Annotated in this window: 20 protein-coding genes; 4 read left to right on the top strand and 16 right to left on the bottom strand. The window is 73.8% G+C overall.

All coding sequences use genetic code 11. From position 1 onward, the window contains the following. Positions 1 to 10 precede the first annotated feature (10 nt). The 3 genes from ACFPZN_RS07415 to ACFPZN_RS07425 form a co-directional block, all read right to left on the bottom strand. On the bottom strand, positions 11 to 523 hold the full coding sequence (locus ACFPZN_RS07415; RefSeq protein ID WP_378281051.1) for an ATP-binding protein: 513 nt from the start codon (positions 521 to 523) through the stop codon (positions 11 to 13). 583 nt (positions 524 to 1,106) lie between these two features. Then, positions 1,107 to 1,316, bottom strand: a complete 210-nt coding sequence (locus ACFPZN_RS07420; RefSeq protein WP_378281052.1) for a DUF3040 domain-containing protein — start codon at positions 1,314 to 1,316, stop codon at positions 1,107 to 1,109. A 56-nt stretch (positions 1,317 to 1,372) separates the two neighbouring features. Then, the gene (locus ACFPZN_RS07425; protein ID WP_378281053.1) at positions 1,373 to 2,968 is read right to left on the bottom strand and encodes a glycoside hydrolase family 10-like protein; all 1,596 of its coding nucleotides are present in this window, start codon (positions 2,966 to 2,968) and stop codon (positions 1,373 to 1,375) included. A 201-nt stretch (positions 2,969 to 3,169) separates the two neighbouring features. Here ACFPZN_RS07425 and ACFPZN_RS07430 point away from each other — a divergent pair, with 201 nt between their 5' ends. Further along, complete coding sequence (locus ACFPZN_RS07430; protein WP_378281054.1) at positions 3,170 to 5,107, top strand: intein-containing Rv2578c family radical SAM protein; 1,938 nt, start codon at positions 3,170 to 3,172, stop codon at positions 5,105 to 5,107. Between the two features lie 1,024 nt (positions 5,108 to 6,131). On the opposite strand, the gene ACFPZN_RS07435 is transcribed toward ACFPZN_RS07430, so the two are convergent. From ACFPZN_RS07435 to ACFPZN_RS07460, 6 genes are all read right to left on the bottom strand, one after another. After that, positions 6,132 to 6,641 carry a hypothetical protein gene (locus ACFPZN_RS07435; protein ID WP_378281055.1) on the bottom strand — a complete coding sequence of 170 codons (510 nt, stop codon included), beginning with the start codon at positions 6,639 to 6,641 and terminating at the stop codon, positions 6,132 to 6,134. 387 nt (positions 6,642 to 7,028) lie between these two features. After that, positions 7,029 to 7,796, bottom strand: coding sequence for a glucose 1-dehydrogenase (locus ACFPZN_RS07440; protein ID WP_378281056.1), 768 nt, complete (start codon positions 7,794 to 7,796; stop codon positions 7,029 to 7,031). A 103-nt stretch (positions 7,797 to 7,899) separates the two neighbouring features. Continuing rightward, entirely contained in the window at positions 7,900 to 8,280 is a 381-nt protein-coding gene (locus tag ACFPZN_RS07445; protein WP_378281057.1) for a zinc-binding dehydrogenase, read from the bottom strand. Between the two features lie 112 nt (positions 8,281 to 8,392). Next, a complete protein-coding gene (locus ACFPZN_RS07450; protein ID WP_378281058.1) occupies positions 8,393 to 8,623 on the bottom strand; it encodes a cupin domain-containing protein in 231 nt (76 codons plus the stop codon). Positions 8,624 to 8,696: 73 nt separating this feature from the next. Continuing rightward, complete coding sequence (locus ACFPZN_RS07455; protein WP_378281059.1) at positions 8,697 to 9,020, bottom strand: carboxymuconolactone decarboxylase family protein; 324 nt, start codon at positions 9,018 to 9,020, stop codon at positions 8,697 to 8,699. Between the two features lie 42 nt (positions 9,021 to 9,062). Beyond that, positions 9,063 to 10,472 carry an MFS transporter gene (locus ACFPZN_RS07460; protein WP_378281060.1) on the bottom strand — a complete coding sequence of 470 codons (1,410 nt, stop codon included), beginning with the start codon at positions 10,470 to 10,472 and terminating at the stop codon, positions 9,063 to 9,065. Between the two features lie 161 nt (positions 10,473 to 10,633). On the opposite strand from ACFPZN_RS07460, the gene ACFPZN_RS07465 reads away from it, so the two are divergent. Next, complete coding sequence (locus ACFPZN_RS07465) at positions 10,634 to 11,518, top strand: helix-turn-helix transcriptional regulator (protein WP_378281061.1); 885 nt, start codon at positions 10,634 to 10,636, stop codon at positions 11,516 to 11,518. Positions 11,519 to 11,628: 110 nt separating this feature from the next. Here the strand turns inward: ACFPZN_RS07465 and ACFPZN_RS07470 are convergent, their stop codons facing one another. Both ACFPZN_RS07470 and ACFPZN_RS07475 read right to left on the bottom strand, forming a co-directional pair. Then, positions 11,629 to 11,919: a tyrosine-type recombinase/integrase gene (locus ACFPZN_RS07470; RefSeq protein WP_378281062.1), complete on the bottom strand. Its 291-nt coding sequence runs from the start codon at positions 11,917 to 11,919 to the stop codon at positions 11,629 to 11,631. A gap of 310 nt (positions 11,920 to 12,229) precedes the next feature. After that, on the bottom strand, positions 12,230 to 13,186 hold the full coding sequence (locus ACFPZN_RS07475; protein ID WP_378281063.1) for an SDR family NAD(P)-dependent oxidoreductase: 957 nt from the start codon (positions 13,184 to 13,186) through the stop codon (positions 12,230 to 12,232). 72 nt (positions 13,187 to 13,258) lie between these two features. Between ACFPZN_RS07475 and ACFPZN_RS07480 the strand changes: the two genes are divergently transcribed. Next, positions 13,259 to 13,867 carry a TetR/AcrR family transcriptional regulator gene (locus ACFPZN_RS07480; protein WP_378281064.1) on the top strand — a complete coding sequence of 203 codons (609 nt, stop codon included), beginning with the start codon at positions 13,259 to 13,261 and terminating at the stop codon, positions 13,865 to 13,867. 861 nt (positions 13,868 to 14,728) lie between these two features. On the opposite strand, the gene ACFPZN_RS07485 is transcribed toward ACFPZN_RS07480, so the two are convergent. Next, the gene (locus ACFPZN_RS07485) at positions 14,729 to 17,023 is read right to left on the bottom strand and encodes an MMPL family transporter (RefSeq protein ID WP_378281065.1); all 2,295 of its coding nucleotides are present in this window, start codon (positions 17,021 to 17,023) and stop codon (positions 14,729 to 14,731) included. Positions 17,024 to 17,188: 165 nt separating this feature from the next. Here ACFPZN_RS07485 and ACFPZN_RS07490 point away from each other — a divergent pair, with 165 nt between their 5' ends. Next, entirely contained in the window at positions 17,189 to 17,809 is a 621-nt protein-coding gene (locus ACFPZN_RS07490) for a TetR/AcrR family transcriptional regulator (protein ID WP_378281066.1), read from the top strand. Positions 17,810 to 18,107: 298 nt separating this feature from the next. Here the strand turns inward: ACFPZN_RS07490 and ACFPZN_RS07495 are convergent, their stop codons facing one another. From ACFPZN_RS07495 to ACFPZN_RS07510, 4 genes are all read right to left on the bottom strand, one after another. Continuing rightward, positions 18,108 to 19,577, bottom strand: a complete 1,470-nt coding sequence (locus tag ACFPZN_RS07495; RefSeq protein WP_378281067.1) for a SulP family inorganic anion transporter — start codon at positions 19,575 to 19,577, stop codon at positions 18,108 to 18,110. A 35-nt stretch (positions 19,578 to 19,612) separates the two neighbouring features. Further along, entirely contained in the window at positions 19,613 to 20,320 is a 708-nt protein-coding gene (locus tag ACFPZN_RS07500; RefSeq protein ID WP_378281068.1) for a carbonic anhydrase, read from the bottom strand. Positions 20,321 to 20,941: 621 nt separating this feature from the next. After that, on the bottom strand, positions 20,942 to 21,406 hold the full coding sequence (locus tag ACFPZN_RS07505) for a hypothetical protein (protein WP_378281069.1): 465 nt from the start codon (positions 21,404 to 21,406) through the stop codon (positions 20,942 to 20,944). Positions 21,407 to 21,616: 210 nt separating this feature from the next. Further along, entirely contained in the window at positions 21,617 to 22,672 is a 1,056-nt protein-coding gene (locus ACFPZN_RS07510) for a S1C family serine protease (RefSeq protein WP_378281070.1), read from the bottom strand. Positions 22,673 to 22,786 lie beyond the last annotated feature (114 nt).

Raw genomic sequence — 22,786 nt, forward strand, 5'->3', positions numbered from 1 at the left:
GGTCGGGGGTTCAGGGGGAGGCGAGGGGCGCGGTGCCGGCGGGCGGGATGTCGGCGGCGGCGGCGTGGCCGCGGCCGTTGACGGCGCGCAGGGCGCGGGAGAACCAGACGGTCTTGCCGCGGTTCTCGGGGCGGGTGCCGTAGGCGGTGGCCAGGGCGCCCACCAGGAGCAGGCCGCGGCCGTCCTCGGCCCACCGCAGCACGTCGGGTTCGCCGCCGGGGCCGGGCGGGGCGGGGGCGGCGGGGTTGTCGTCGCCGACCTCGGCGATCAGGTGGGCGCCGTTGAGGCGCAGCCGCAGCCGGACGGTGCCCTCCCCGTGCACGACCGCGTTGGTGACCAGTTCGTCGACCATGAGGACGATGTCGTCGCGGTCGTCCTGGTCGTTGACCTGCCATTCGCGCAGGGCCTGCCCGGTGAGGGCGCGCGCCGCGGCGGCGCTGCCCGCTTCGGCGGCCAGGTTCCAGCGGGCGACCCGCTGGTCCTGGCGCCCCCGTCCTTCGACTCCGAGTCCGTTCGCGCTCAATGCCCCGTCTCCTTACCTGTTCCCGTTCCCGCAGGTCAGCGCGGCTACCTGGGATGTTCCCGGCCAGCGTCGCGCGATAGGGCCGCGCTCGCAGATCTGGCCGGACCGGGAGTTCCCCGTGCCGGTGCGGGTGAGGGTGCTCGCACCCCGCCGCAACGGCTCTCCGCGGCCGGTGGGCGCGCCCGCGCGGGGCGGGCGTGCCCGGACCGGATCTGGAGCGGGGCCTTGCCTTTTCCCCGCGTCCATCACCAATCTGGACGCATCCCCCGGGAAGGTGGTGCACGGGCCCAGGCGGGACTCACTCCGGGGACAGGTGATCAGAGACACACGGCTAGATCGGGAATGCGCACCCCCTGGCACCCGTTATGGTGGTTGGTGTCGGTGTGGCATGTGTCCCCCGGGCTCTACCCTGTGCCTTCGAGGAATACCGCCGGACCGCGAGGTCCGGGCCGGAGCTTCGTTGTGCCTTTCGCCGTGAGGCGACCACCACACCGGCCTGAACGTTCGAGGCCCGGGCGAGATCTCGATCTCGCCGGGGCCTCGGCGGTCGCCGGGGGCCGCTCCGGGCTCCCGGCGCGGCGGGTCAGGTGATGGCGGTGGCGATCGCGGCGACGGTCGCGGCCAGGACGGCCAGGGCGATGCCGACGGCGGCGATGATCCGGATGCGGCGGCGCCGCCGGCGGGGCGGGGATGTGCCGAGTTCCGCGAAACGATGGGCCAGCCGCGGGTCGTCCTCGCTGAGTCGGACCTCGATCTGCGCGAGGATTCGCCGCTCCTCCATCGACAGCGCCATGCTCATACCTCCGGGGGCGTTTAACGTGACTGGTTCCTCCCCCGGCTTCAAGATCATTATCCCCCGGCGGCGGTAACCGTCGCGCCCCGTGCCGGGGCGCTCTCGTGGTGGAGCCGGTCCAGCGCGGTGACGTAGTAGGTGTAGGTTTTGCCGGCCTTGGCGCCGGGGTCGATGATGCCGCCGCCGCGCACGGCGGCCACGAGCGCGGCCGGGTCGACGGGCGCGCATCCGGGCTTGCCGCCCTCCATCCGGTAGACCGCGTAGGCGCGGGCGTCGCGCGAGGGGCGCCACTGCACGCGCACGCCCTTGCCGCCGCTCTCGGTGGTGGCGCGGACCTCCTGGACGGGTGCGGGGGCGCGTCCTCCCCGGACCTTGACCTGGGGCGGGACGGCGGGCCGCGCGTAGTGGTCGGCGCGCAGCCGCTGGGCGAAGCCGAGCTTGTCGCCGGCCAGGCTGGAGGCGCTGAAGTAGACGTCGCCGCGCACGGCCGGGTGGCTGCGGTTGAGGGTGAGGTGGCGGGACAGTTCGCCGGGCTTGCGCCAGGGGCCGGGCTCGCCGACCCGGTAGGCGGCCTGCCCGATGGTCAGCTCCACGTCGGTGCCCTCGACCTGCCTGGCCCACCAGTCGACCAGGCCGGCGTAGTCGGCGCGCGCGTCGCCCACGGCCCAGTACAGCTGGGGGGTGATGTAGTCGACCCACCCCTGCCTGATCCATTTGCGGGTGTCGGCGTACTGGGCGTCGTAGCTCTGCAGCGCCTTGGTGGGCGATCCGGCGGGGTCGGTGGTCTTGTTGCGCCACACGCCGAAGGGGCTGATGCCGAACCGCACCCACGGCTTGGCCTCGTGGATCTTCTCCGAGAGGCTCCGCACGAGGGTGTCGACGTTCTGGCGGCGCCAGTCGGCCTTGTTCATGCCGTTGCCGTAGGCCTTGTAGGCGGCCTGGTCGGGGTAGTCGGCGCCGCCCTCGGGATAGGGGTAGAAGTAGTCGTCGAAGTGGACGGCGTCGATGTCGTACTTGCGGACGACGTCCATGACGGCCTTGGTGGCCAGGTCGCGGACCTGCGGCAGGCCCGGGTCGTACCACAGGCCCTTGCCGTACTTGCGGACCCAGTCGGGGTGCTGGCGGGCGGGGCTGCCGGCGGCGAGCTTGTTCAGGTCGTCCTGGCGGCTGATGCGGTAGGGGTTGAACCAGGCGTGGAACTCCAGGTTGCGCTTGTGGGCCTCTTTGAGCATGAAGTCCAGCACGTCGTAGCCGGGGTCCTTGCCGGGGGTCCCGGTGATCCACTGCGACCAGGGCTCGTGCGGGGAGGGGTAGAAGGCGTCGGAGTTGGGGCGGATCTGCACGAACACGGCGTTGAGGTTCATCGCCTGGGCGGTGTCGAGCAGTTTGCGGAAGTCGGCCTGCTGGCGCTCGGTGCTCGCGCGGGCGGCGTCCTTGGGCCAGTCGATGCCGGCGACGGTGGCGATCCACATGCCGCGCAGCTGGCGGGAGCGGGAGTCGCCGGGCGGTTTGACCGCCGCGCATTCGGCCTTGGCGCCGGGCGGCACCGGCGCCCGTTCGCCTTCGCCGCTGGCGGACAGGCAGGCCGTCATCGTGCCCGCGGTGAACGCCGCGGCGGCGGTCTTGGTGAGGATCCCGGGTCGCCTTGTCATAGACGAGCCATTGTCACGCATCCGTTGCGGTGCTCGGGCCGGAACGCGCCGGGCGCACCGGTGATCGCACGTTCGGCCGGCCCGCCCGCGGTCCGGTCCGGGCCGCGTCCGGGCAGGTCGGCGGCCCACTCCCCCGATTTGCGATCATCGAACACCAGTTCTATCGTTCAGGTGTTCGAGTGAAAGTGAGGGGGTGTGGTCGTGCGCTGGGATCATCTGCGGCTGGTCGCGGAGGGCGAGGGCGGGGCGGGTCCGGCGCCGCTGATCGAGCGGGGCGCGGTGGCGCGCACGTTCGACACCCCCGAGTTCCGCGGCATGACGTTCTACGAGGTCCATGCCAGGACGGTCATCAACCGGGTGCCCGCGGCCTCGCGGGTGCCGTTCCGGTGGACGGTCAATCCCTATCGCGGGTGCTCGCACGCGTGCTCTTACTGCCTGGCGGGCGAGACGCCGATCCTGATGGCCGACGGCCGCACCAGGCCGCTGCAGGATCTGCGGCCCGGCGACCGCGTCTGCGGCACCGGCCGCGCCGATGCCTCGGCGGCCGGGGCGGGGCGGCGGCTGGTGGTGACCGAGGTCCTGGATCACTGGCGGACGTTCAAGCCCGCCTACCGTGTGGTGCTGGGCGACGGCACCGAACTGGTCGCCAGCGGCGACCACCGTTTCCTGACCGAGCGGGGCTGGCGGCATGTCGCCGCGCACGCCGGCGGCCGCCCCGCCCCGGGCCGGGCGCTGGAGGCCGGCGACCGGCTGATGGGCGTGGGCGGCGGTTTCGCCGAGCCGCCCAAGGACGACGCCGACTACCGGCGCGGTTACCTGTGCGCGATGGTGCGCTGCGGCGCGGGCCGCGGTCATGTCCTGCACAGGGTGGCGGCCTGCCAGGAGCCGGTGCGGGAGCGGACCCTGGCCTACCTCACCGACCTGGGCGGGGCCCCGGCCGGCGAGGCCGCCCGCTGGCCGCGGTCGCCGTCGGGCTCCTGGCTCAAGGGCTTTGTGGCCGGCGCTCTGGACACCGGCGCTCTGGACACCGGCGCTCTGGGCGGCTCGCCCGAGCCGGGCGGGGCGGCCGGCGACCTGTCCCCCGCGGTGAGGGCCCACATCCGGCTGGGCCTGGAGCACCTGGGCCTGACGGCGCACGTGAGCATGCGCCTGCGGCTGGCGGTGGCCGTCGATCCCGCGTGCGCGCGTACACCGGAGGGCATGCGGCTGGGGCCGGCCGAGGCGACGCGGGTGGTGTCGGTGGAGGCGCTGGGCGTGGAGACACCTCTGTACGACATCACCACCGGGACGGGTGACTTCGTCGCCTCGGGGGTGGTGTCGCACAACTGTTTCGCGCGCAAGACGCACGAGTATCTGGATCTGGACTCGGGTGCCGATTTCGACTCCAAGATCGTGGTGAAGGTCAACGCCGCCGAGCGGGTGCGGCGCGAGCTCGCTGCGCCGCGGTGGCGGGGCGAGCACATCGCGATGGGCACCAATGTGGACTGCTATCAGCGGGCCGAGGGCCGTTACCGGCTGATGCCGGGGATCTTGGAGGCGTTGCGGGACGCGGCCAATCCGTTCTCGATCCTGACCAAGGGGGCGCTGATCCTGCGGGATCTGCCGCTGCTGCTGGAGGCGCGGGAGCGCACCGAGGTGGGCACGGCGGTGTCGGTGGGGTTCGTCGACCGTGCGCTGGGGCGCCTGGTGGAGCCGGGCGCGCCGGCGCCGGCCAGGCGGCTGGAGGTGTGCGCGGCCCTCAACGAGGCGGGGATCGGGTGCGGCGTGCTGATGGGTCCGGTGCTGCCGTATCTGACCGATTCGCCGCGGCAGCTGGAGGCGGCGGTGCGGCAGATCGCCGAGGCGGGAGCGACGTCGGTGTCGGCGATCACGCTGCATCTGCGGCCGGGGGCGCGGGAGTGGTTCCTGGCCTGGCTGCGCGAGCACCATCCCGAACTGGTGGTCCCGTACGCGCGGCTGTACGGCAACCGCGCCTACGCGCCGCGGGAGTTCCAGGAGCGGATCTCCGCGCGCGTCCGGGACCTGGCCGAGCGCCACGGCATAGGCAGGCGGCCATCACCGCCGACACCGTCCCCACCCCGCGGCACCCACCCGCCCCCACCCCCCGAACCCGAGCAACTAACCCTCCCCACCCCCTAACCCGCACTTTCGTGTCGTCCTTGTGCGTCCTCCCTGCGTGTCGTCCTTGTGCGTCATCGTTGTGAGCAGTTCCTGTGAGCAGCTCCTGCACGTCGTCCTTGCGGGAGTCGTCCTTGCGGGAGTCGTTCCGAGGAGGCGGTGGCCGTACTCGCGTCGGCGGGTGTTCCGGTCTTCGCCTCGCTCAAGGACGAGCAGAACTTCACCCTGCGGCCTGCCGCCGCACTGGACGAACTGCCCATCGGGCCAGGTGCGACACGACCCGGCGGGCGGGCTCGCTCTGCCCTGCTTGCCAGCCCCGGGCCCCAGCACGCCCCGCCGCCACCTCGCGCTGGCTGCCGTCCTGTAGCGGGATGGGCGCCGGGGCGCCGAGAAGCTGGCGGGCCATGGCGGCGCGCTGATCTGTGCAGCGCGGATCGGCGCGACCCGCGGTGCTGTGGTTAGGCGCCTACCGCCGTCTCTCGCGGAAGCCATCCATGGCGACGGCTTCGGCGAATGCCGCCGAGGAATCTCGGATCTACTCCTGCCGCCGCGCACGTCCGGGCGGCCTACCAGCCCGGGCGCGGCAGGACCCGGCTGGTAAGCCCGCTCTCCCCTCACCGCCAGCGCCTCCTGCGGAAGCCTTCGTGGCGGACGGCCATCCCCGCCCTCAGGCGACCTCCTCGCCCGCCCTGCCCCACCCGCCGATACTGGCCTGGATCAGGCACGGCGAGGCATCGGGTTTGCGCGAATGGCGCCGGAGGCCGCGGGCCTGCTCCCGCCGCTGACCCGGCCAGGGCTCGCGACCGCCTGCTGCGCGCCTCGATGCTCGCCGGGACGCGGAGCCCGGACGGCCGGGGCCGAGGTGTTGCCGCGCGTCGCGTCCCGCGCGGCCCTCTGTCGGCGGTCCCGGCGACCTGTGAGTCAGTGGTGGCGGTGAGCGGAGACGAGGCCGGGCCGTCGGCGAGGAGAAGGGGGGCCGCGGCGTTGGGGACATTCCCCCCGGGGCCGATGACGGCCGCCGCGTCGGTGGTCACGGGACCCGCCGTCACCGAGCCGCGCTGTACCTGACTCCCAAGGGCGGCGGACAGCGCGTCCGGGAGCCGGGGCAGCCTGGATCTGTCGGCGCTACCGGCGGAGCGGCGCCGGTTCCTGGCCACGCTGGGACGGGTCGGTCAGGCGTCGGCGCAGTCCCGGCGGCGGCGACGGCGGCGCCGAGCGCGGCACCGCCGGCGTAGGCGAGCAGGAACAGCCAGGTGATGCGCGGCCTGGTCAGGTGCTGCGAGCTGGTGGTGGCGCCGACGGCCAGCCTGTGGTCCACCAGTGCGGTGACGTCGCGGCGCGGGAGCGCGGCGGCGAGCACGCCGACCGCGGTGGCGTCGGTGGGGGCCAGCGCCGCGCCGAGCACCCACGTCAGGCCCCAGCCCAGGTGAAAGGCGTGCGCGACGGCGGCCACGGCCGTGGCGGTGGCGATGACCAGGACGGTGCTGAGCATCACGATGCCGCGCAGGTTGCGGCGGACCTCGCGCAGCGAGGTGGTCAGACTCTCCCAGTACAACAGCGCGCCACCTCGGGCGGCAGATGAACGCGGCGCAGGGCAGTTATGAAGCCCAGCGTCGTCCCGGCGGCCAGCAGCACCGGCGGCGCGACACCCAGCCTCCTGCTGGCGATGCCGCACACCAGCATCACCGGCCCGAAGACCACCACCGGTTCAAGACCGCCACCGCCTCTCCTTCGTCAGCAGCCTCGGCCTTCAGCAGGCATCGGCCCGCACCGCGTTGGCGTCGGTGTCGGCGACTGCACGGCGGTGCCCTCGCGCGGCCGATGCCCCTGCCCGCGCCCGTCGCCAGCGCGGCCTTGCCCGTGACGCGCCAGCCGGTCGGCTGGTCCATCCGTCCCCCCATGCTCGTTCGCTGAGCGGTGCCCGTTCGCTGAGCGGTACGGGTCATTGCGCGGTGTAGCCGCCATCGACGGGCAGCGCGACGCCGACGACGAAGCTCGCGCCGTCGCTGCACAGCCACAGCACGGCCTGCGCGATCTCGTCGGCGTGCCCGAGCCGGCCGATGGGCTGGCCGGCCGCGGCCTCGGCGCGGTCCAGCTCCCCCTTGGCGATCATGTCGGCGACCATCGGGGTGTCGATGGTGCCGGGGCACACCGCGTTGATGCGAACGCCGCGCGGCGCGTACTCCAGCGCGGCGCTGCCGGTCAGGCCGATGACGCCGTGTTTGGACGCGTGGTAGGACGCGCGTCCGGGGATGCCGACCAGGCCGCCCAGCGAGGAGCAGTTGACGATCGCGCCACTGCCCTGGGTGCGCATCTGCCGCAGCTCGTGCTTCATGCACGCCCACACGCCGCGCAGGTTGATGGCGTTGACCTTGTCGAACACCCCGGCGTCCTCGTCGGCGGCGTCGCTGGACGGGATCTGAATACCGGCGTTGTTGAAGGCCATGTCCAGCCGTCCGAAGGCGGCGACGGCCTGGTCGACGAGCGCGGCGACCTGGTCCTCGTCGGTGACGTCGCAGGCGACCGCGAGTGCCCGGTGCCCGGCTGACTCCAGTTCGCCGGCGGCCTCGCGCAGCGCGGGCTCGTTGATGTCGGCCAGCACCACGGCGGCGCCAGCCTGCGCGAACGCGCGGGCGGTGGCCAGGCCCATGCCGGACGAGGCGCCGGTGACCAGGGCGACCTGGCCGGTGAAGTCGTAGGCGGGATTCACGAGTGCAGGCTCCTCATCTGCTGGCGGATATGGGCTTGCGGCTTGCGGGCACCGCGGTCGGCAGCAGCACCGCGGTGGTCTCTTCGGCGCCTTGGCGGGCTGGTCAGGGGCGCAGCAGGGTCTTGATGGCGCGGCGCTCGTCCATGGCCTTGTAGCCTTCGGCGGCTTGGTCCAGCGGCAGGGTGAGGTCGAAGACCTTGCCGGGGTGGACGCGGCCGCCTTGGACGGCGGCGTGGGAGTAGAACATGGCTCGGCCGTCGATGGTGACGCCGTGCGGGACGTCGGCGATGCCGCCGCCGGGGCGGGCCGAGTGCAGCGCCTGCTGCAGCGCCTGGTCGGTGCCGACGCATTTCACGACGCGGTCGGCGCCGATGCCGCCGGTGAGGTCCTTGACGGCCGCGGCGCCTTCGTCGCCGCGTTCGGTGACGACGTCGGTGGCGCCGAACGTGCGGGCCAGGTCCTGGCGGGTGTAGTGGCGGCTCATCGCGATGATGTTCCGCACCTGCTGGCCTGCGAGGTCGGCTTGGCAGCCGCCGACGTACTCGCGGTTGAGGCAGTTGCTGGGATACCCGTTGCGGCAGTTGGTGCAAGTGCCGTCACTGGCGAAGAACGGCCCTGTCGGCGCTGCCAGCGGGACGCGGTGTCCGCGCCGCCCTTTGTCCCAGGCCGTGGGAGTGCCACGTGGTACGGGCACCCGGCGCGAAACGCACCACGTTCGCCCGGGCCCGGGAGGGATCCTCGCCGCGGTACACCACATCGGCCCAGGCGTCCCCGCTGAGCATCTTCTCCGGCAGCTCGGTGGTCGCGGGCCGTTGGAGCGGTTCCATGATGATCTCTCCCTGAAGTCGAGGCCGCACGGGTGTGCGCGACCGGTTGACCGGCAGGGGCCGGCCGGGCGGGTCAGCTGCCGAAGAGGTCCTTGGCGACCGACATCGCCGACATGGCCCGGGGCCAGCCGGTGTAGAAGGCCAGGTGGGTGATGGCCTCGATCAGCTCGGCCTCGCTGACCCCGTTGTCCTTGGCCCGGCCCAGGTGGTGGCGCAGCTGCTCGGTGCTGCCGCTGGTGACCAGGCTCGCCACGGTGATCAGCGAGCGGTCCCGGAGCGGCAGTTGGGGGCGTTCCCAGACCTCGCCGAACAGCACGTCGTCGGTGAAGTGCACCAGCTGCGGCGCGAAGTCACCGAACATCTTCTGCGCCCCCGAGGGCTGATCGTTGTGAGTCATCGGCTGTGTCCCTTCTTGTCGGTGATCGACGGTGCTCTGGGGTTATGGCTGAGGGCGGGTGACGGCGAGGCGGGCACCGGCCGCTGCGGCGGCCAGTGCGATGACGGCGGCCAGTGCGAGGCTCAGGCGCAGGCCGTGCTCGAACCCGCCCGAGCCCGACAGCAGCGCGCCGAAGACGGCGACGGCCAGCGCGCCGCCGATCTGGCGGCTGGTGTTGAACACACCGCCGGCGGTCCCGGTCCGGTGGGCGGGGACGTGGTCCAGCAGCACGGCGGTGGTGGGCGGCATGACCAGCGGCCCGGCCAGCCCGACTGGGATCAGCAGCAGTGCGCTCACCCACACCGGTATCGAGGCGGGCGCCACCGCCAGGGCGATCGATCCGGCCGCGATCAAGCACAGGCCGGCCACGACCGGGACGCGGGGGCCGGTGCGCTGGGTGATCCGCGCCGAGAACGGGGTGAGGCACGCGCTGAGCGCCATCATCGGCAGGAACGCCACTCCGGCGCCCAGCGGCGACAGGCCGTGCTGCTGCTGGAAGTACAGGGAGAACAGGAACGGCAGGCCGTAGAACCCGACCATGAACGCGAACCCGATCGCCACCGCGATCGTCACGGTCGCCGAGCGGAACAGCTCCAGCGGGACCATCGGGTGCGCCACCCGCGCCTGCGCCAGCACGAACGCGGCGAACGACACCACTGCCACCGCCAGCGCGATCACCACCTGCGGGGCGGTGAACCCGGCCTGCCCGGCCTCGATCGCACCGTAGGTCAGCCCGCCCATCGCCGCTATGCCGGTGACCTGCCCGATCCAGTCGAACGGTGCCGCCCGGGTCGGCGGATGCGGGGCCCGGGCGAGCAGCAGCAGCGTGACCGCCCCGACCGGCAGGTTGATCCAGAAGATCATCCGCCAGGACGCCAGACTCAGCAGCCCGCCCAGCACCGGGCCCGCTGCGGCGGCCACCGCCCCGCCCATCGCCCACACCCCCACCGCGCGGGCACGGCGCCCCGCGTCAGGGTAGGCGTGCCGCACCAGCGCCATCGACGCCGGCATCATCACCGCCGCACCGACGCCCTGCACGAACCGCGCCGCCACCAGCACCCCCGGCGAGGGCGCCAGCCCGCACGCCGGCGAGGCGACCACGAACACCACCAGACCGGCACCGAACGCACGGCGCGCACCGATCCTGTCCGACAGCGCCCCCGCCGACAGCAGCAGCGCGGCGAACATCAGCGTGTAGCCGTCCACCACCCACTGCAGACCGGTGATCCCCCCGCCCAGCGCGGAACGAATCGAGGGCAGCGCGACGTTCACGATCGTCGCGTCCAGGGTGATGACGAAGAATCCCAGCACCGCGGCCGCCAGCGTCGCCCCCGCATGCCGGTCACCGGCGTGCTGGTCACCAGCGCAGGGAGCCCCGGCCGCCGCAGGGCGCAACAAGTCGGTGAAAGTCATGGCGGTGGAGTGATCCTTCAAAAGATGGGTGTGCCCGCCGGCCCACGCGGCCCGGCCACGCATCCCAGGCAAGCACCTACCCCACCTGACCTGGGAGTCTCCGTTGTGAGGGGTACCGTCAGGGACCCCCTGGGCCGGTGTCGCACCGGTAATCTTGGGCAGTGCCCGACCGCGATCAACACCGAGATCAGCGCCGTGATCAGCTGCGTGAGGACATTCGCCGGTTCCTCACCGGCCGCCGCGCCCGTCTGACCCCGCGGCAGGCGGGCCTGCCCGACATCGGCGGGCAGCGGCGGGTGGCGGGCCTGCGCCGCGCAGAGGTCGCGCAGCTGGCCAACATCAGCGTCGAGTACTACACCCGCCTGGAACGCGGGAACGTCCGCGGTGTGTCCGACGAGGTCCTCGACAGCCTCGCCGCCGCACTGCACCTGGACGACGTCGAACGCGCCCACCTCGACACCCTGGTCCGCGCCGCCAGCAACCCGCACCGCGGCCCGGACCGCGATGGCGGAGCCTCACACGTGCGCGCCAGCGTGCAGCAGATCCTCGACGCCATGACCGGTGCCGCCGCGTTCGTCCGCAACGCCCACCTGGACGTCCTGGCCACCAACGAGCTCGCCCGGGCCCTCTACCAGGAAGCGCTCGACACCCCCGAACAGCCGCCGAACCTGGCCCGCTTCGTCTTCACCGACCCCCGCGCCCGGCGCTTCTACCGCGACTGGGACGGCATCGCCCACGACGCCGTCGGCAGTCTGCGCACCGAAGCAGCCCGCACCCCTGCCGACACCGAACTGGCCGACCTCATCGACGAACTCGCCGCCGGCAGCAGCGACTTCCGCCGCCGCTGGGACGCCCACGACGTCGAGTACTACCGCAGCGGCCGGCAACCCTTCCACCACCCACATGTCGGCGACCTCGACCTCGACTACGACGCCCTCGAAATCCCCGCCGACCCCGGGCTGACCATCGTCACCTACACCCTCGCCGCCACCTCACCCCACACCGCCGCCTTCACACGGCTCCACCAACACCTCCCACCGCCGTAAAAGCCCGCGCTCGCAACGGCCAATGAGGTCAGGAAGGGCGAGGCCGCCGGTCAACGGGGCGGCGTCGGGCGGCGGGGCCGGCGTCAGCGGTGACCTTCGCTGAAGTCCGTTCACCGAGACGAACATGGGCGCCGAGGCCGGCCAATGGCGCAGCCGTGCGGGTCAAGCTCGGCAGTGGCGCTCTGGAACAGGTACTCCGCGCGCGGGTAGGACAGTCGGCCGCGGCCGGTGGCCCAGTGCACGTACTCGACCGCGCCGCACTTGGAAGTCACGCGGGCCCGGCGGAACTCGAGGTCGAGGTCTTCGATGTCGAGGGTGAGGATCTCTTCGGCGCGGGCGGCGGTTTCGTACAGCATCCGCCACAGCAGCCGCTCACGCAGCCCGTGGGCGTCGTCGGCCAAGGCGGGTGCGGGGATGGGGTGATCGCCGCGGCGGCGGGCTTGTGGCGGGTCAGCCGCCGGGCAGGGTTGGTGGCCAGGAGTTCCTGACGTTGCGCCCAGGTGGTGAACGAGGCGAGCGCGGACAGGTGCCGGTTCCAGGTCGCGGCCGCCGCGGTGTTCGACCGCTCCGTCACCGCGGCGAAGTCTTCAGGCGCCAGACCTGGTGCGGGTGGTGGCGGCCGGAATGGAGTCCAAGTAGCGGTCGACGGCGGACGCGAGGGTGCGGGCGCCGGACGGGTTGGAACCGGGCGGCGGTCGCCGGGGTGCTGGGTCAGGGGATGGTGAGGCGGCTGAGGCGTTCGCAGAGGGTCCAGACGGCGTCGCGGTTGTGCTGGTCCAGGACGCTGGCGGGCCAGTGGGCGTATTGGGCCTTGGCGTTGACGTAGGTGCCGGTGACGTTCTCGAGGTCGGGGCTGGAGGCCAGGTGGACGCTGGAGCGGGCCGCTTTGGCGAGGTCGGCGAGCAGGAGCGGTCCCAGCAGGCGCAGGAGGGGCACGGCGGGCCGGTAGGCGTAGGGGAAGGCGCGCATCGCCAGGGCCCGGTTGCCGGGGGTGTGGGCGTGGCCGGGGTAGGCGACGTTGACGGTGATCGCGGTGCCCTGGAGGCGCCGGGCGGCCTGCAGGCTCATGGCCATCAGGGCGGTCTTGGCGTGGTTGTACTGGGAGAAGGTCCAGCCGAGGTAGGTCTTCTCGCCTTGCAGGTTGTCCGGGTCGATGGGGCCGTCGGGCATGCCGCCGGTGAGGTTGACCACGCGGGCGCCTCCATGTTCGGCGGCGGCGGTCAGGAGGGGCAGCAGGAGGCCGGTGAGGGTGTAGGGGGCCAGGACGTTGACGGCGAAGGTGGCCTCGACGCCGTCGGCGGTCAGGCGCCGGTGACTGTTCATGCCGCCGGCGTTGTTGATCAGTACGTCGATGCGGTCGTGGCGGCGGGCGACCTCTTCGGCGAGGCGGCGCAGGTCGGCGGAGCTGGAGACGTCGGCGGTGAGGGCGGTCGCCCGGGCGGCGGCGTTGTGGGGACGGCGGCCGGTGGGCGGGTGGCCCGTCCGCGCGCCGTCGGTGCGGTGTGCGTCGCGGGTGAGTTCGGCGGCGGTGGCGCGGGCGCGGTCGGGGTCGCGCCCGACCACGATGACGTGGGCGCCGAGGCGGGCGAGGCCGCGCGCGGTCTCACGGCCGATCCCGGCGGTGCCGCCGGTGATCAGGACGGTCTTGGAGCGCAGCGGAGCGTTCATTCTGTCTCCTGTGGACGAGTATGGCACTTGATGACATGTTTATCATGTGATGTCGCAAGCTATCCTCGGTGCATGGTCGGTGGGGAGAGGGCCGGGCTGCGTGAGCGGACGCGGCGAGCGGTGCGCGCGGAGCTGGCGGAGCAGGCGATGGAGCTGTTCGTCGAGCGCGGGTACGAGGCCACGACGGTGGAGGACATCGCGGCGGCGGTGGGGATGTCCAAGCGCAGCTTCTTCCGCTACTTCGCGGTGAAGGAGGATGTGCTGTTCGGTGATGTGGAGGAGATCGCCGAACAGATCGCCGCCGAGATCACGGCGCGGCCCGAGCGGGAGGAGCCGTGGGAGAGCCTGCGGGTGGTGCTGGGCGCGTGGGAGGGGCGGATCCATGCCTCGCAGCGGGAGTTGGCGGGGCTGCGGCTGGTGGAGGCGACCCCGGTGCTGCGGGCGAGGCTGCACTACAAGCGCGATGAGCTGCGGGATCGGGTCGCGGACGCGTTGCGGGATCGGCCCGGCTCGGGCCTGGACGCCTTCACCGCGGACCTGCTGGTGGCGGCCGCGGGTGCGGCGTTGGACGCCGCTTCCCGCGAGTGGTTGCGGTCGGACGGGACTGCCGACAGGGCCGCGCTGGTGGAGCGGGCCTTCGCGATGCTGGCCCCGGCTCCGCCCCCAGCTGCCGCGCTCTGAGCCCTGAGCACCGCCGGCCCGCCCGGGACCCGGATCCGTCCTTCCCATCCACGGACGTTCGCTTCCCGTTGATCTCGGTTGTGGCCCTCTTGCGAGCGAAGGGCCGGCCACCTACGGCGCACCGTCCGGTCGCCGGGCCGGGACCGGAGGACCGAGCGGCGTGGACGTACTGACGGTACTGGGGCCAGCGTGCTCGCTGCCGTGATCACCGTGGTCGGCGCCCCGGCTACGGGCCTGCACGGCGGCGTCGGCGAATGGGCTGGCGTGCCGGCCGTGCTGCTCGGCTGCGGTGGCATTTGTCCGCCGGGTTGAGGGCCGTGGGGTGGCGGCGGCCACCCCTCGATTCGAACCGCGTCGACGGCCCCGGTGTGGCCCGGCAAGGAAGGCCTGCCCGGTCGGGTGGGGGGCGGAGACCTGCCGGTCGGCGGGCGTGGCCGTGCTGGCAGGCGATGGCCCGGCGCCGCCGCTCGGCCTCGTTGCCGCTGCGGCTGTGGATGACGCCGCGGCCATGCTGCTGGCGACCGGCGGGCGAGGCGTGGATGAAGGCCCTGCCGTTGCCGTCGGAGAGCCGAATGGGGTGCGATGGCGCAGCCCTGTCGGAAGGCCGGGCGGCAGCCCTCTGGCTTCGCGGTTCATGTGCGGGATTGCGTGTGGGGCCTTCCTCCGCAAGGGGATGTGCAGCCGCCGAAGGCATGCCCACATGTCCTTCACCATCGTCGGGGGTGGTGCCCGCGCCGTCGGCCGGGCGGCCGCGGCTGCCGTTTGGACGGTGGTGGGGCCGCTGACCGCCGTGGGTTTCCATGGCGGTCAGCGGTGAGCGCGTGGAGGTTCTGCCGGGTGTCGTGCGGCCCGTCGGCGGGGTCAGGTGCGGGCGTTCTGGGGCGGGCTGGTGGCCGTGTCCGCGGTTGGGACGCTGCCTGTGTGGTCGACGGGGGGCGGGGATTCGGTGAGGCCGATGCGCCGGTGGAGGCGGCGCAGGGGTGCGGGTGCCCACCAGTTGGCGTGGCCGGCCAGGCTCATGAAGGCGGGGACCAGGACGCCGCGGATGAGGGTGGCGTCGACGATGACGGCCAGGGCCATGCCGATGCCGAGCTGCTGGAGGAAGACCACGCGGCCGGTGGCGTAGGCGGCGAAGGAGGCGGCCAGGATGAGGGCGGCGGCGGTGACCAGCGGGGCGCTGCGGGCGATGCCGAGGGGTACCGATCCGGCGGGGTCGCCGGTGCGGTCGTACTCCTCCTTGATCCTGGACAGCAGGAACACCTCGTAGTCCATGGACAGGCCGTAGGCGATGCAGAACATCAGGATGGGGATGCTGGGTTCGATCGTTCCGGTGGGGGTGAAGCCGAGCAGGCCGGACAGGTTGCCGTCCTGGAAGACCCAGACCAGGGCGCCGAACATGACCGAGAGGCTGAGCATGTTGAGGACGGTGGCCTTGAGCGGGGCGATCAGGCTGCCGGTCATCAGGAACAGCACCACGAAGGTGACCGCGACGATGAGGGCGGCGACCAGTGGGAGGCGGGCGGTGACGCCGTCGCGGTAGTCGGCGAGTTCGGCGGGGTAGCCGCCGACCTGGACGGTGTAGGGGGCGGGGACGGAGCGGATCTGGCGCACGAGCCCGACGGCGTCGGCGTCGAGGCGCTGGGAGGCGGGGACGACCGACAGCCAGGTCCCGGTGCCCGAGGGGGCCGTGTGGCGGGCGCCGATGGGGGCGGTCACGGGTCGTCCGCGGGTGTAGGAGCCGGCGGCCGAGTCGACGCGGACGATGCCCTCGACGCGGGAGAGGCGTGCGGCGTAGGCGCCGGTGGTGGCGGGGTCGGCGGCGGTGCCGGCGGTGGCCTCGGGGGCGACGATCTGGAGGGCGTCGGCCTCCTCGACGGTGAAGGAGGTGCGGATCTGGTCGTACACCTGGCGGACGGGGGCCGAGGAGTTCAGGACACGGTCGTCGGGCAGCCCGAACCGTACGCCCAGGAAGGGGGCGCCCAGGATGAGGACGATGCCCAGGGCGGTTCCGCCCAGCAGGAGGGGGCGGCGCATGACGCGGGCGGCGGTGCGGTGCCACAGGCCCGCGGTTCCGGCGCGGGCGGGCGGTGGCGGGGGGTTGCGGCGTTCGACGCGGTGGCCGAGGAGCGCCAGGGCGGCGGGCAGCAGGACGGTGGCGCCCAGGACGGCGGCCAGGACGACGGCGACGCCGGCGTAGGCGAAGGAGGCCAGGAAGGGGAAGGGGAAGGCCAGCAGCACCAGCAGGGAGGCGGCGACGGTGATGCCGCTGAAGATCACGGTGCGGCCGGCGCCGCGGACGGTGCGGGCGAGGGCGTCGGGGACGGGTGCGCCGCGGCGCAGTTCCTCGCGGAAGCGGAAGATGACGAACAGGCCGTAGTCGACGCCGAGGCCGATGCCCATGACCAGGGCGATGTTGGAGGCGAAGGTGGAGATCTCGGTGAAGGCGATGACGCCGCGCAGCAGGGCCAGTGAGCCCAGCACGGCGAACAGGCCGACGCCGACGGTGACCAGGGCGGCGGCGAGCCGGCGGTAGACCGCCCAGAGCAGGAGCAGCACCATCGGCAGCACGATCGCCTCGGCGCGCAGGAAGTCCTGGCGGGCCTGTTGCATGACCTGGCGGAAGACCTCGTCGCCGCCGCCGACGCGGACGGTGACCTCGGCGTCGGTCCGGGTGAAGTGGGGGGCGAGCGCGGGGAGGATGTCGCGGCGGACGCGGTCGGCGTCGCCGGGGATCCAGGCCAGGACCAGAGCGTGGCGGGCGTCGTCGCTGCGCAGGGTGGCGGGGTTGCCGCGGGTCCAGTAGGACCAGGCGTCGCCGACTCCGGGGCGGGCGGCCAGTTCGCGGGTGAGGGCCTTGCCGGCGTCGGCGACGCGGGGCCGGTCGACGGTGCCGGTGCGGGCGGTGACCAGCAGCGCGAGGTTGGGGGCGCCGGTGGAGTGGGTGCGGGCCAGGGCGTGGCGGGCGGCCATGGATTCCGACCCGGGGGCTTCGAAGCGGTTGAGGGAGAGTGCGTCGATGGTGCCGGCGCCGACGGCTCCGGCCAGGATCATCAGGGCCAGTCCGGCGGTGACGATCCAGCGGGCGCGGCCGATGAGCAGCCGGGCCGGGCGTGAGGCGCCGGGCGGCGGTGCGGGCGGGCCGTGGCTTGCGGGCATGCTTCCCCCTGAACAAGTATGCGAGTATCGACTCGTATTCGAAGGGGGAGAATACGAGCAAACACTCGTATTTGCAATACTCCTCGGGCCGGCCGGTGGTGCGCGAGCGCGCCGCGCGGGGCCGAGCAGGAGTGGCGCAGGAGCCGTGGAGGGGGATCGGGACTGATGGCCCAGCAGGCGCGGACGCCGCGGCGGCAGGCGCGCGGCGAGCGGAGGATCCAGGAGATCCTGGACGCGGCGGCGGGGGTGTTCGCCGAGGTCGGGTACGAGGCCGCCACGACCAACCGGATCGCGGCGGCGGCCGGGATCTCCCCCGGTTCGCTCTACCAGTTCTTCTCCAACAAGGAGGCCGTCGCGCAGGCGCTGGCCGACCGGTTCGTGGAGCAGATGGGCCGGGCGCACCGGGAGGCGTTCGAGTCGGGCGATGATCTGGGCGCGCTGCCGCTGCCGGAGATGATCGACCGGATGCTGGATCCGATCCTGGCGTTCAACATCGCCAATCCCGGGTTCAAGGCGCTGTTCGCGCGTCCGGACATGCCGGCCGGTCTGGCCGCGGCGGCGCGTCCGATCCAGGCGGCGCTGGCGGGACGGGTGGAGGCGGTGCTGGCGGCGCGGGCGCCGGGCGAGCCGGAGGCCGAGCGGAGCCGCCGGGCCAGGGTGCTGATCCAGATCTTCCAGGCGATGGTGCCGCTGGTGACCTCGGCGCGCGAGGACGAGCGCGAGGCGATGATCGCCGAGGTGAAGAAGGTGCTGCGCGGCTACCTGGAGCCGCTGGACGGCCGCTGACCCCGGCCCCGCCGGGGCCCGCGGGTCACGCGGTGCGGCCGGGGGCCAGGTGGAGCGCAGGAGCAGGTTCTCGTCGTGGTCGCCGCCGAGTTCGCGGCGGTAGGCGATGGGCGCCCGGACGGGCAGGCCGCGCGGGTGAACCCGTCGCAGGTCATCCGGTCGGCGCCGGGGACGGTCAGGGGCCGCAGCAGGGACATGCCCGTGTAGCACAGGGTGCCGTGCAGCAGCGGGTGGGGAGGGCGGCGGTTCCGCCGGGCCGGGCTCGTCCCGGGCCCGGCGGAACCCGTGCTTGCGGGGGTCAGGTGCCGGCGCCGACGGGGTCGGGTGGGAGGGAGACGGCGGGGGTTCCGGCGTCGTTGTGGCGGTCGGCCCAGGCGGTCAGGGCGGTGCGGCAGGCGTGGTCGAGGTGGCGCAGTCCCGCCAGGTCCAGTTCGATGGGCCGGTCGCGGGGCAGGGCCTCCAGGGTGTCGAGCATCTTGGGCAGGCGCAGGAAGGTGGCGTTGCCGGTGAGGGCGACGTGGACGGGGCCGTCGCCGTCGTCGGTGACCTCCAGGTGGATGTGGGAGGTCTCCCAGGCGGTTTTGAGGACGGCCAGCAGCAGGCCCAGCAGGACGCCCTCGAACAGGTTGAGGGCGACGACGGCGACGGCGGTGCAGATCAGGATGATCGCCTCGCCGCGGTGGCGCCGCCACAGCGGGCGCAGCTGGGCGGTGGGCAGCAGTTTCCAGCCGGCGTGGACCAGGACGCCGGCCAGGGCGGCCAGCGGGATGAGGCCGAGCGCGGCGGGCAGCAGCGCGGCGAACAGCAGCAGCCACACGCCGTGCAGGACGCGTGCGGCCTTGGTGCGGGCGCCGGCCTGGACGTTGGTGGCGCTGCGGACGATGACGGCGGTCATGGGCAGGGCGCCCAGGGCGCCGCAGACGGTGTTGCCGGCGCCCTGGGCCATGAGCTCCTTGTCGTAGTCGGTGCGGGGGCCGTCGTGCATGCGGTCGACGGCGGCGGCGCTGAACAGGCTTTCGGCGGAGGCGATGAGGGCGAAGGCGGCGATGGTGCCCAGCCCGGCCAGTTCGGTGAGCGGGGCCAGGTCGTCCAGGCCGGGCGGCTGGACGGCATTGAGCAGGCCCTGGACCTGGAGCCGGTCGACGGGCAGGTCCAGGACGGGGACGGCGGCGGTGGCCAGGGCGACGGCGGCCAGGGGGCCGGGGACGGCGCGCACGCGTGCGGGCAGGCGGGGCCACAGGACCAGCACGGCGATGGTGGCGGCGCCCAGGCCCAGGGATGCCGCGGCGGCGGGGGTGGCCAGGGCGTCGGTGAGCAGGGCGGGCAGTCCGGCGAGTTTGGCGGGGCCGGAGCCGGGGGCGGTGACGCCGGCCATGGCGTACAGCTGCCCGGCGATGATGGTCAGCCCGATCCCCGCGAGCATGCCCTCGACGACGGCGACGGAGATGGCGCGGAACCAGCGGCCCATGCGCAGGGCGCCCAGCAGCAGCTGGATGAGCCCGGCGGCCAGGACCAGGGTGCCCAGGGCGGCGACGCCGTAGCGGTGGACGGCCTCGAACACCAGCACGGTCATGCCGGCGGCGGGCCCGGAGACCTGCAGGCTGCTGCCGGGCAGCAGCCCGGCGACCAGGCCGCCGACGATGCCGGTGATCAGGCCGAGTTCGGCGGGCACTCCGGAGGCGACGGCCACGCCCGCGCACAGCGGGAGGGCGACCAGGAAGACGACGAGGGAGGCGGCGATGTCGCGCCGCCAGGTGATGGCGGTCATGGGTTCCCCGAATCGGCTGGGAGCGGAGCGGTCGGTCAGAGCGGCCGGAAGGCGCCGGGGCCGTGGCCGGGTCGGGGTTCGGGGTCGCGGGTGTGGTCGGCGGCGTGCTCGCGGGTGTGCTCCCGGCCCTCGGCGGCGTCGGCGGTGGGGCCGTCGGTGGTGTGGCCCGCGGTGGGGCGGGGGGCGGGTGCGGGCTGGTGGGCCAGGACGGTGCCGGTGTGGACTTCGTAGTACCAGCCGTGCAGGCCGATGCGGCCTTCGCGCAGGCGTTCGGCGACGCAGGGGTAGCCGCGCAGCCGGTCGAGCTGGGCCAGGACGTGGTGGCGGACGGCGTCGGCGAGCTGGGCCTCGGCCGGCCGGGCGGCGTGGTGGGTGAGCCAGCCGTTCATGGCGGGGACGTGGGAGAGGTCGTCGCCGCGGACGCGGGCGGCGACGGCGGCGCACTGGGAGTGGCCGCAGACCACGATGTCGGCGACGCCCAGGACCTGGACGGCGAATTCGATGGTGGCGGTCTCGCCGCTGGGGCGGGCCAGGTCGTAGCGCGGCACGATGCCGCCGGCGGTGCGCAGTTCGAACAGTTCCCCGGGTGCGGCGCCGGTGATCAGCGAGGGGATGACGCGGGAGTCGGAGCAGGTGATGAACAGGGCCAGCGGCTGCTGGCCGTCGGCCAGCGGGGCCAGGGAGCGGCCGTCGGCGGCCATGCGGTCGCGGAAGGAGCGGGCGTTGTCGACGAAGGAGCGCATGCGGAATTCCCCCAGGGGTGCGCCGCCGTCGTGGCGGGCACGTCGATGGAGCGGACATCGGTCGTGCTGCGGTGATCGCGCCGTGGCGTGGTGGCGGCCGCGGTGTGGTGGGGCGGCGCGCGTCCGTGCGGTGGCCGGCGCGGAGAAGGCGGGTGTGAGGCGGGGCGCGGTGGCCGTGGGCGCCCTGTCGTGCCGCGGTGTGGCACGGCGTGCCCGGTGTGCCCGGCGTGCTCGTGGCTGGGCCGGGTGGGAGGTGCCGGGATGGCGGCATGGACGCGTCGCCGGTCGCCGCCGGTGGTCGCCTGCCGCGTTCCGTCGTCGCCGTTGGCCTGGCGGCCTGGTGGCCGTGGCCGGCGGGACGGGTGCGGCGTGCTCGCGGTGCCTGGGCCGTGTCGCCGCCGGGTGCCCGGCCGCGCCTTGGTCACGTGTGGTGACGCGTGCCCCACGGACGGTGTCCGAGCGCGGGGTCGGTGTCAGGCGCGGCCGCCTGATCGGCTGTGGGCGATCAGTGGCGGGTGCGGCGGGGGTTCGGCCGGAACGTGCGAGCGGGCGTCCGGTGCGGCGCCGGGCTCGGCGCGCGGCGTGGTGCCGGGCGGGCGGGTCGCCTCGAGCGGGCGCGGATCAGCAGCGGAACACCTGGAGGAGGGCGCGCGTGTCCCTGGCCGTGCGGGTGCGCAGGCCGCGGGGGCGTCCGTCGTGGTCGCGGGGGTGGAAGGCGGCGCCGGCGCGGTGGTCGTCGAGGTAGGGCTTGGAGAGGTCGTCGGGGGTCTTGAGGATCCGGGTGTCGGAGACGGTGCAGCGCAGGCGGACGTGGGAGTGCCCGACGCCTTCGCGTTCGCTGGGCCGTTCGCGTTCCTCGCAGGTCTCGGCGAAGGCGGTGGCGGCGCCGGCGGGGCTGCCGGGCGGAGGCCCGGCGGTGCCGGCCGTCAGCGGGGTGGCGGTGGCGGGCGCGGGGAGGGCGGGTCCGGTGTCGGCGCCGCCGGGCACGGCCGCGCCGAGCGTCAGCAGCATGCAGGCGCCCAGCAGCAGGACCAGCGCCCTCCGGGTGATCGCGGCGGTGGGCCGGAGCCCCGCGCACCGGGTCACGCGCACCTCCCCCCACTGCGGTCACGCCGGAGGGCGCACGACGGCGACGCCCCTGTTGATCTTCTCTGCACGAGGATAGACGGCAGCGTGTCACCACGGTATCGCTTTGCGTACAACGACACGCGAATTAACCTTCACCGTCCGGCATGATCGCGGCCGCCGGCGGCCGCCCGGTGCGGCGGGCGGGCGGGGGCCGTCGCCGGGCGCGGGTCAGGCGTGTTCGGGGTCGAGTTCGACGGGTTCGGCGATGACGTCGACCATGGCGCCGTTGCGCAGGACGGTGATCTGCAGGGGCCGTCCGATCGCCTCGGCGAACATCAGGCGCTGCAGGCTCTGGGCCTGGCTGACGGGCGCGCCGCCGGCGGTGAGGACCAGGTCGCCGGGGCGTAGCCCGGCGCGGGCGGCGGGGCTGCCGGCGACGACCTCGGCGACCCGCAGCGCCTGGTCCTGGCCGAGCCGGGGGCGCAGGGAGGCCGGGACGGGGACGGGCGCGGCGACCAGGCCGAGGAAGGCGCGGCGGACGCGCCCGTCGCGCATCAGGGATCCGATGATGCGGCGGGTGGTGGCGTTGATGGGGACGGCCAGGCCCAGGCCGATCCCGGCGACGGCGGTGTTGACGCCGACGACGCGGCCGGAGGAGTCGGCCAGCGCGCCGCCGGAGTTGCCGGGGTTGAGGGCGGCGTCGGTCTGGATGACGTCCTCGATGACGCGGGCGGCGGTGCCGCTGCGGGCGGGCAGGGAGCGGCCCAGGCCGCTGACGACGCCGGCGGTGACCGAGCCGGCCAGGCCGAGGGGGTTGCCGACGGCGACGACCAGCTGCCCGGTGACCAGCCGGTCGCTGTCGCCGAGGGTGACGGGGCCGGGGGTGGGGCCGTCGGCGCGGATCACGGCCAGGTCGGACAGGGGGTCGGTGCCCACAACGGCGAAGGAGGCGGTGGTGCCGTCGGAGAAGGCGGCCTGGCCTTCGCGGGCGCGTCCGACGACGTGGGCGTTGGTGAGCAGGAATCCGTCGCCGGTGAAGGTGACCGCCGAGCCGGCCCCCTCGCGGCCGCCGTGCCGCACGCGCAGGGCGGCCACGCGCGGGGTGATCAGGCGGGCCACGTCGGAGACGACGCGGGAGTAGGCGTCCAGCGGGGCCTCGCCGCCGTCCCGCCCCGGCTCGTCCCGGGGCGGCGGGCCGTGCGGCGGCTCGTCGTGGGAGAACTCGTCGTGTCCGGGGCCGTCGCGGCGCGGGTCGCGGCCCGGGTCCTGTGGTTGGGGGCTCATCGCACCTCCCGATGATTACATGGTTACACGGCAACACCGAAAGGTGAAGAAGGCTTCCCGCCCCCCTTCGGCGTCGCGGGGGCGCATCGAAACGGTTGCGTACACATCGGCGTG

Origin of the sequence: Actinomadura rugatobispora, from assembly GCF_042656285.1 — a bacterium.
Taxonomy (GTDB): domain Bacteria; phylum Actinomycetota; class Actinomycetes; order Streptosporangiales; family Streptosporangiaceae; genus Spirillospora; species Spirillospora rugatobispora.

What these genes read in the sequence shown, in the direction of transcription:
- ACFPZN_RS07445 (WP_378281057.1), bottom strand. Translation starts at nt 8,280, where the DNA reads ATGAGCCGCCACTACACCCGCCAGGACCTGGCCCGCACGTTCGGCGCC.
- ACFPZN_RS07450 (WP_378281058.1), bottom strand. Translation starts at nt 8,623, where the DNA reads ATGGAACCGCTCCAACGGCCCGCGACCACCGAGCTGCCGGAGAAGATG.
- ACFPZN_RS07425 (WP_378281053.1), bottom strand. Translation starts at nt 2,968, where the DNA reads ATGACAAGGCGACCCGGGATCCTCACCAAGACCGCCGCCGCGGCGTTC.
- ACFPZN_RS07495 (WP_378281067.1), bottom strand. Translation starts at nt 19,577, where the DNA reads ATGACCGCCATCACCTGGCGGCGCGACATCGCCGCCTCCCTCGTCGTC.
- ACFPZN_RS07500 (WP_378281068.1), bottom strand. Translation starts at nt 20,320, where the DNA reads ATGCGCTCCTTCGTCGACAACGCCCGCTCCTTCCGCGACCGCATGGCC.
- ACFPZN_RS07485 (WP_378281065.1), bottom strand. Translation starts at nt 17,023, where the DNA reads ATGCCCGCAAGCCACGGCCCGCCCGCACCGCCGCCCGGCGCCTCACGC.
- ACFPZN_RS07420 (WP_378281052.1), bottom strand. Translation starts at nt 1,316, where the DNA reads ATGGCGCTGTCGATGGAGGAGCGGCGAATCCTCGCGCAGATCGAGGTC.
- ACFPZN_RS07490 (WP_378281066.1), top strand. Translation starts at nt 17,189, where the DNA reads ATGGCCCAGCAGGCGCGGACGCCGCGGCGGCAGGCGCGCGGCGAGCGG.
- ACFPZN_RS07475 (WP_378281063.1), bottom strand. Translation starts at nt 13,186, where the DNA reads ATGAACGCTCCGCTGCGCTCCAAGACCGTCCTGATCACCGGCGGCACC.
- ACFPZN_RS07480 (WP_378281064.1), top strand. Translation starts at nt 13,259, where the DNA reads ATGGTCGGTGGGGAGAGGGCCGGGCTGCGTGAGCGGACGCGGCGAGCG.
- ACFPZN_RS07510 (WP_378281070.1), bottom strand. Translation starts at nt 22,672, where the DNA reads ATGAGCCCCCAACCACAGGACCCGGGCCGCGACCCGCGCCGCGACGGC.
- ACFPZN_RS07455 (WP_378281059.1), bottom strand. Translation starts at nt 9,020, where the DNA reads ATGACTCACAACGATCAGCCCTCGGGGGCGCAGAAGATGTTCGGTGAC.
- ACFPZN_RS07460 (WP_378281060.1), bottom strand. Translation starts at nt 10,472, where the DNA reads ATGACTTTCACCGACTTGTTGCGCCCTGCGGCGGCCGGGGCTCCCTGC.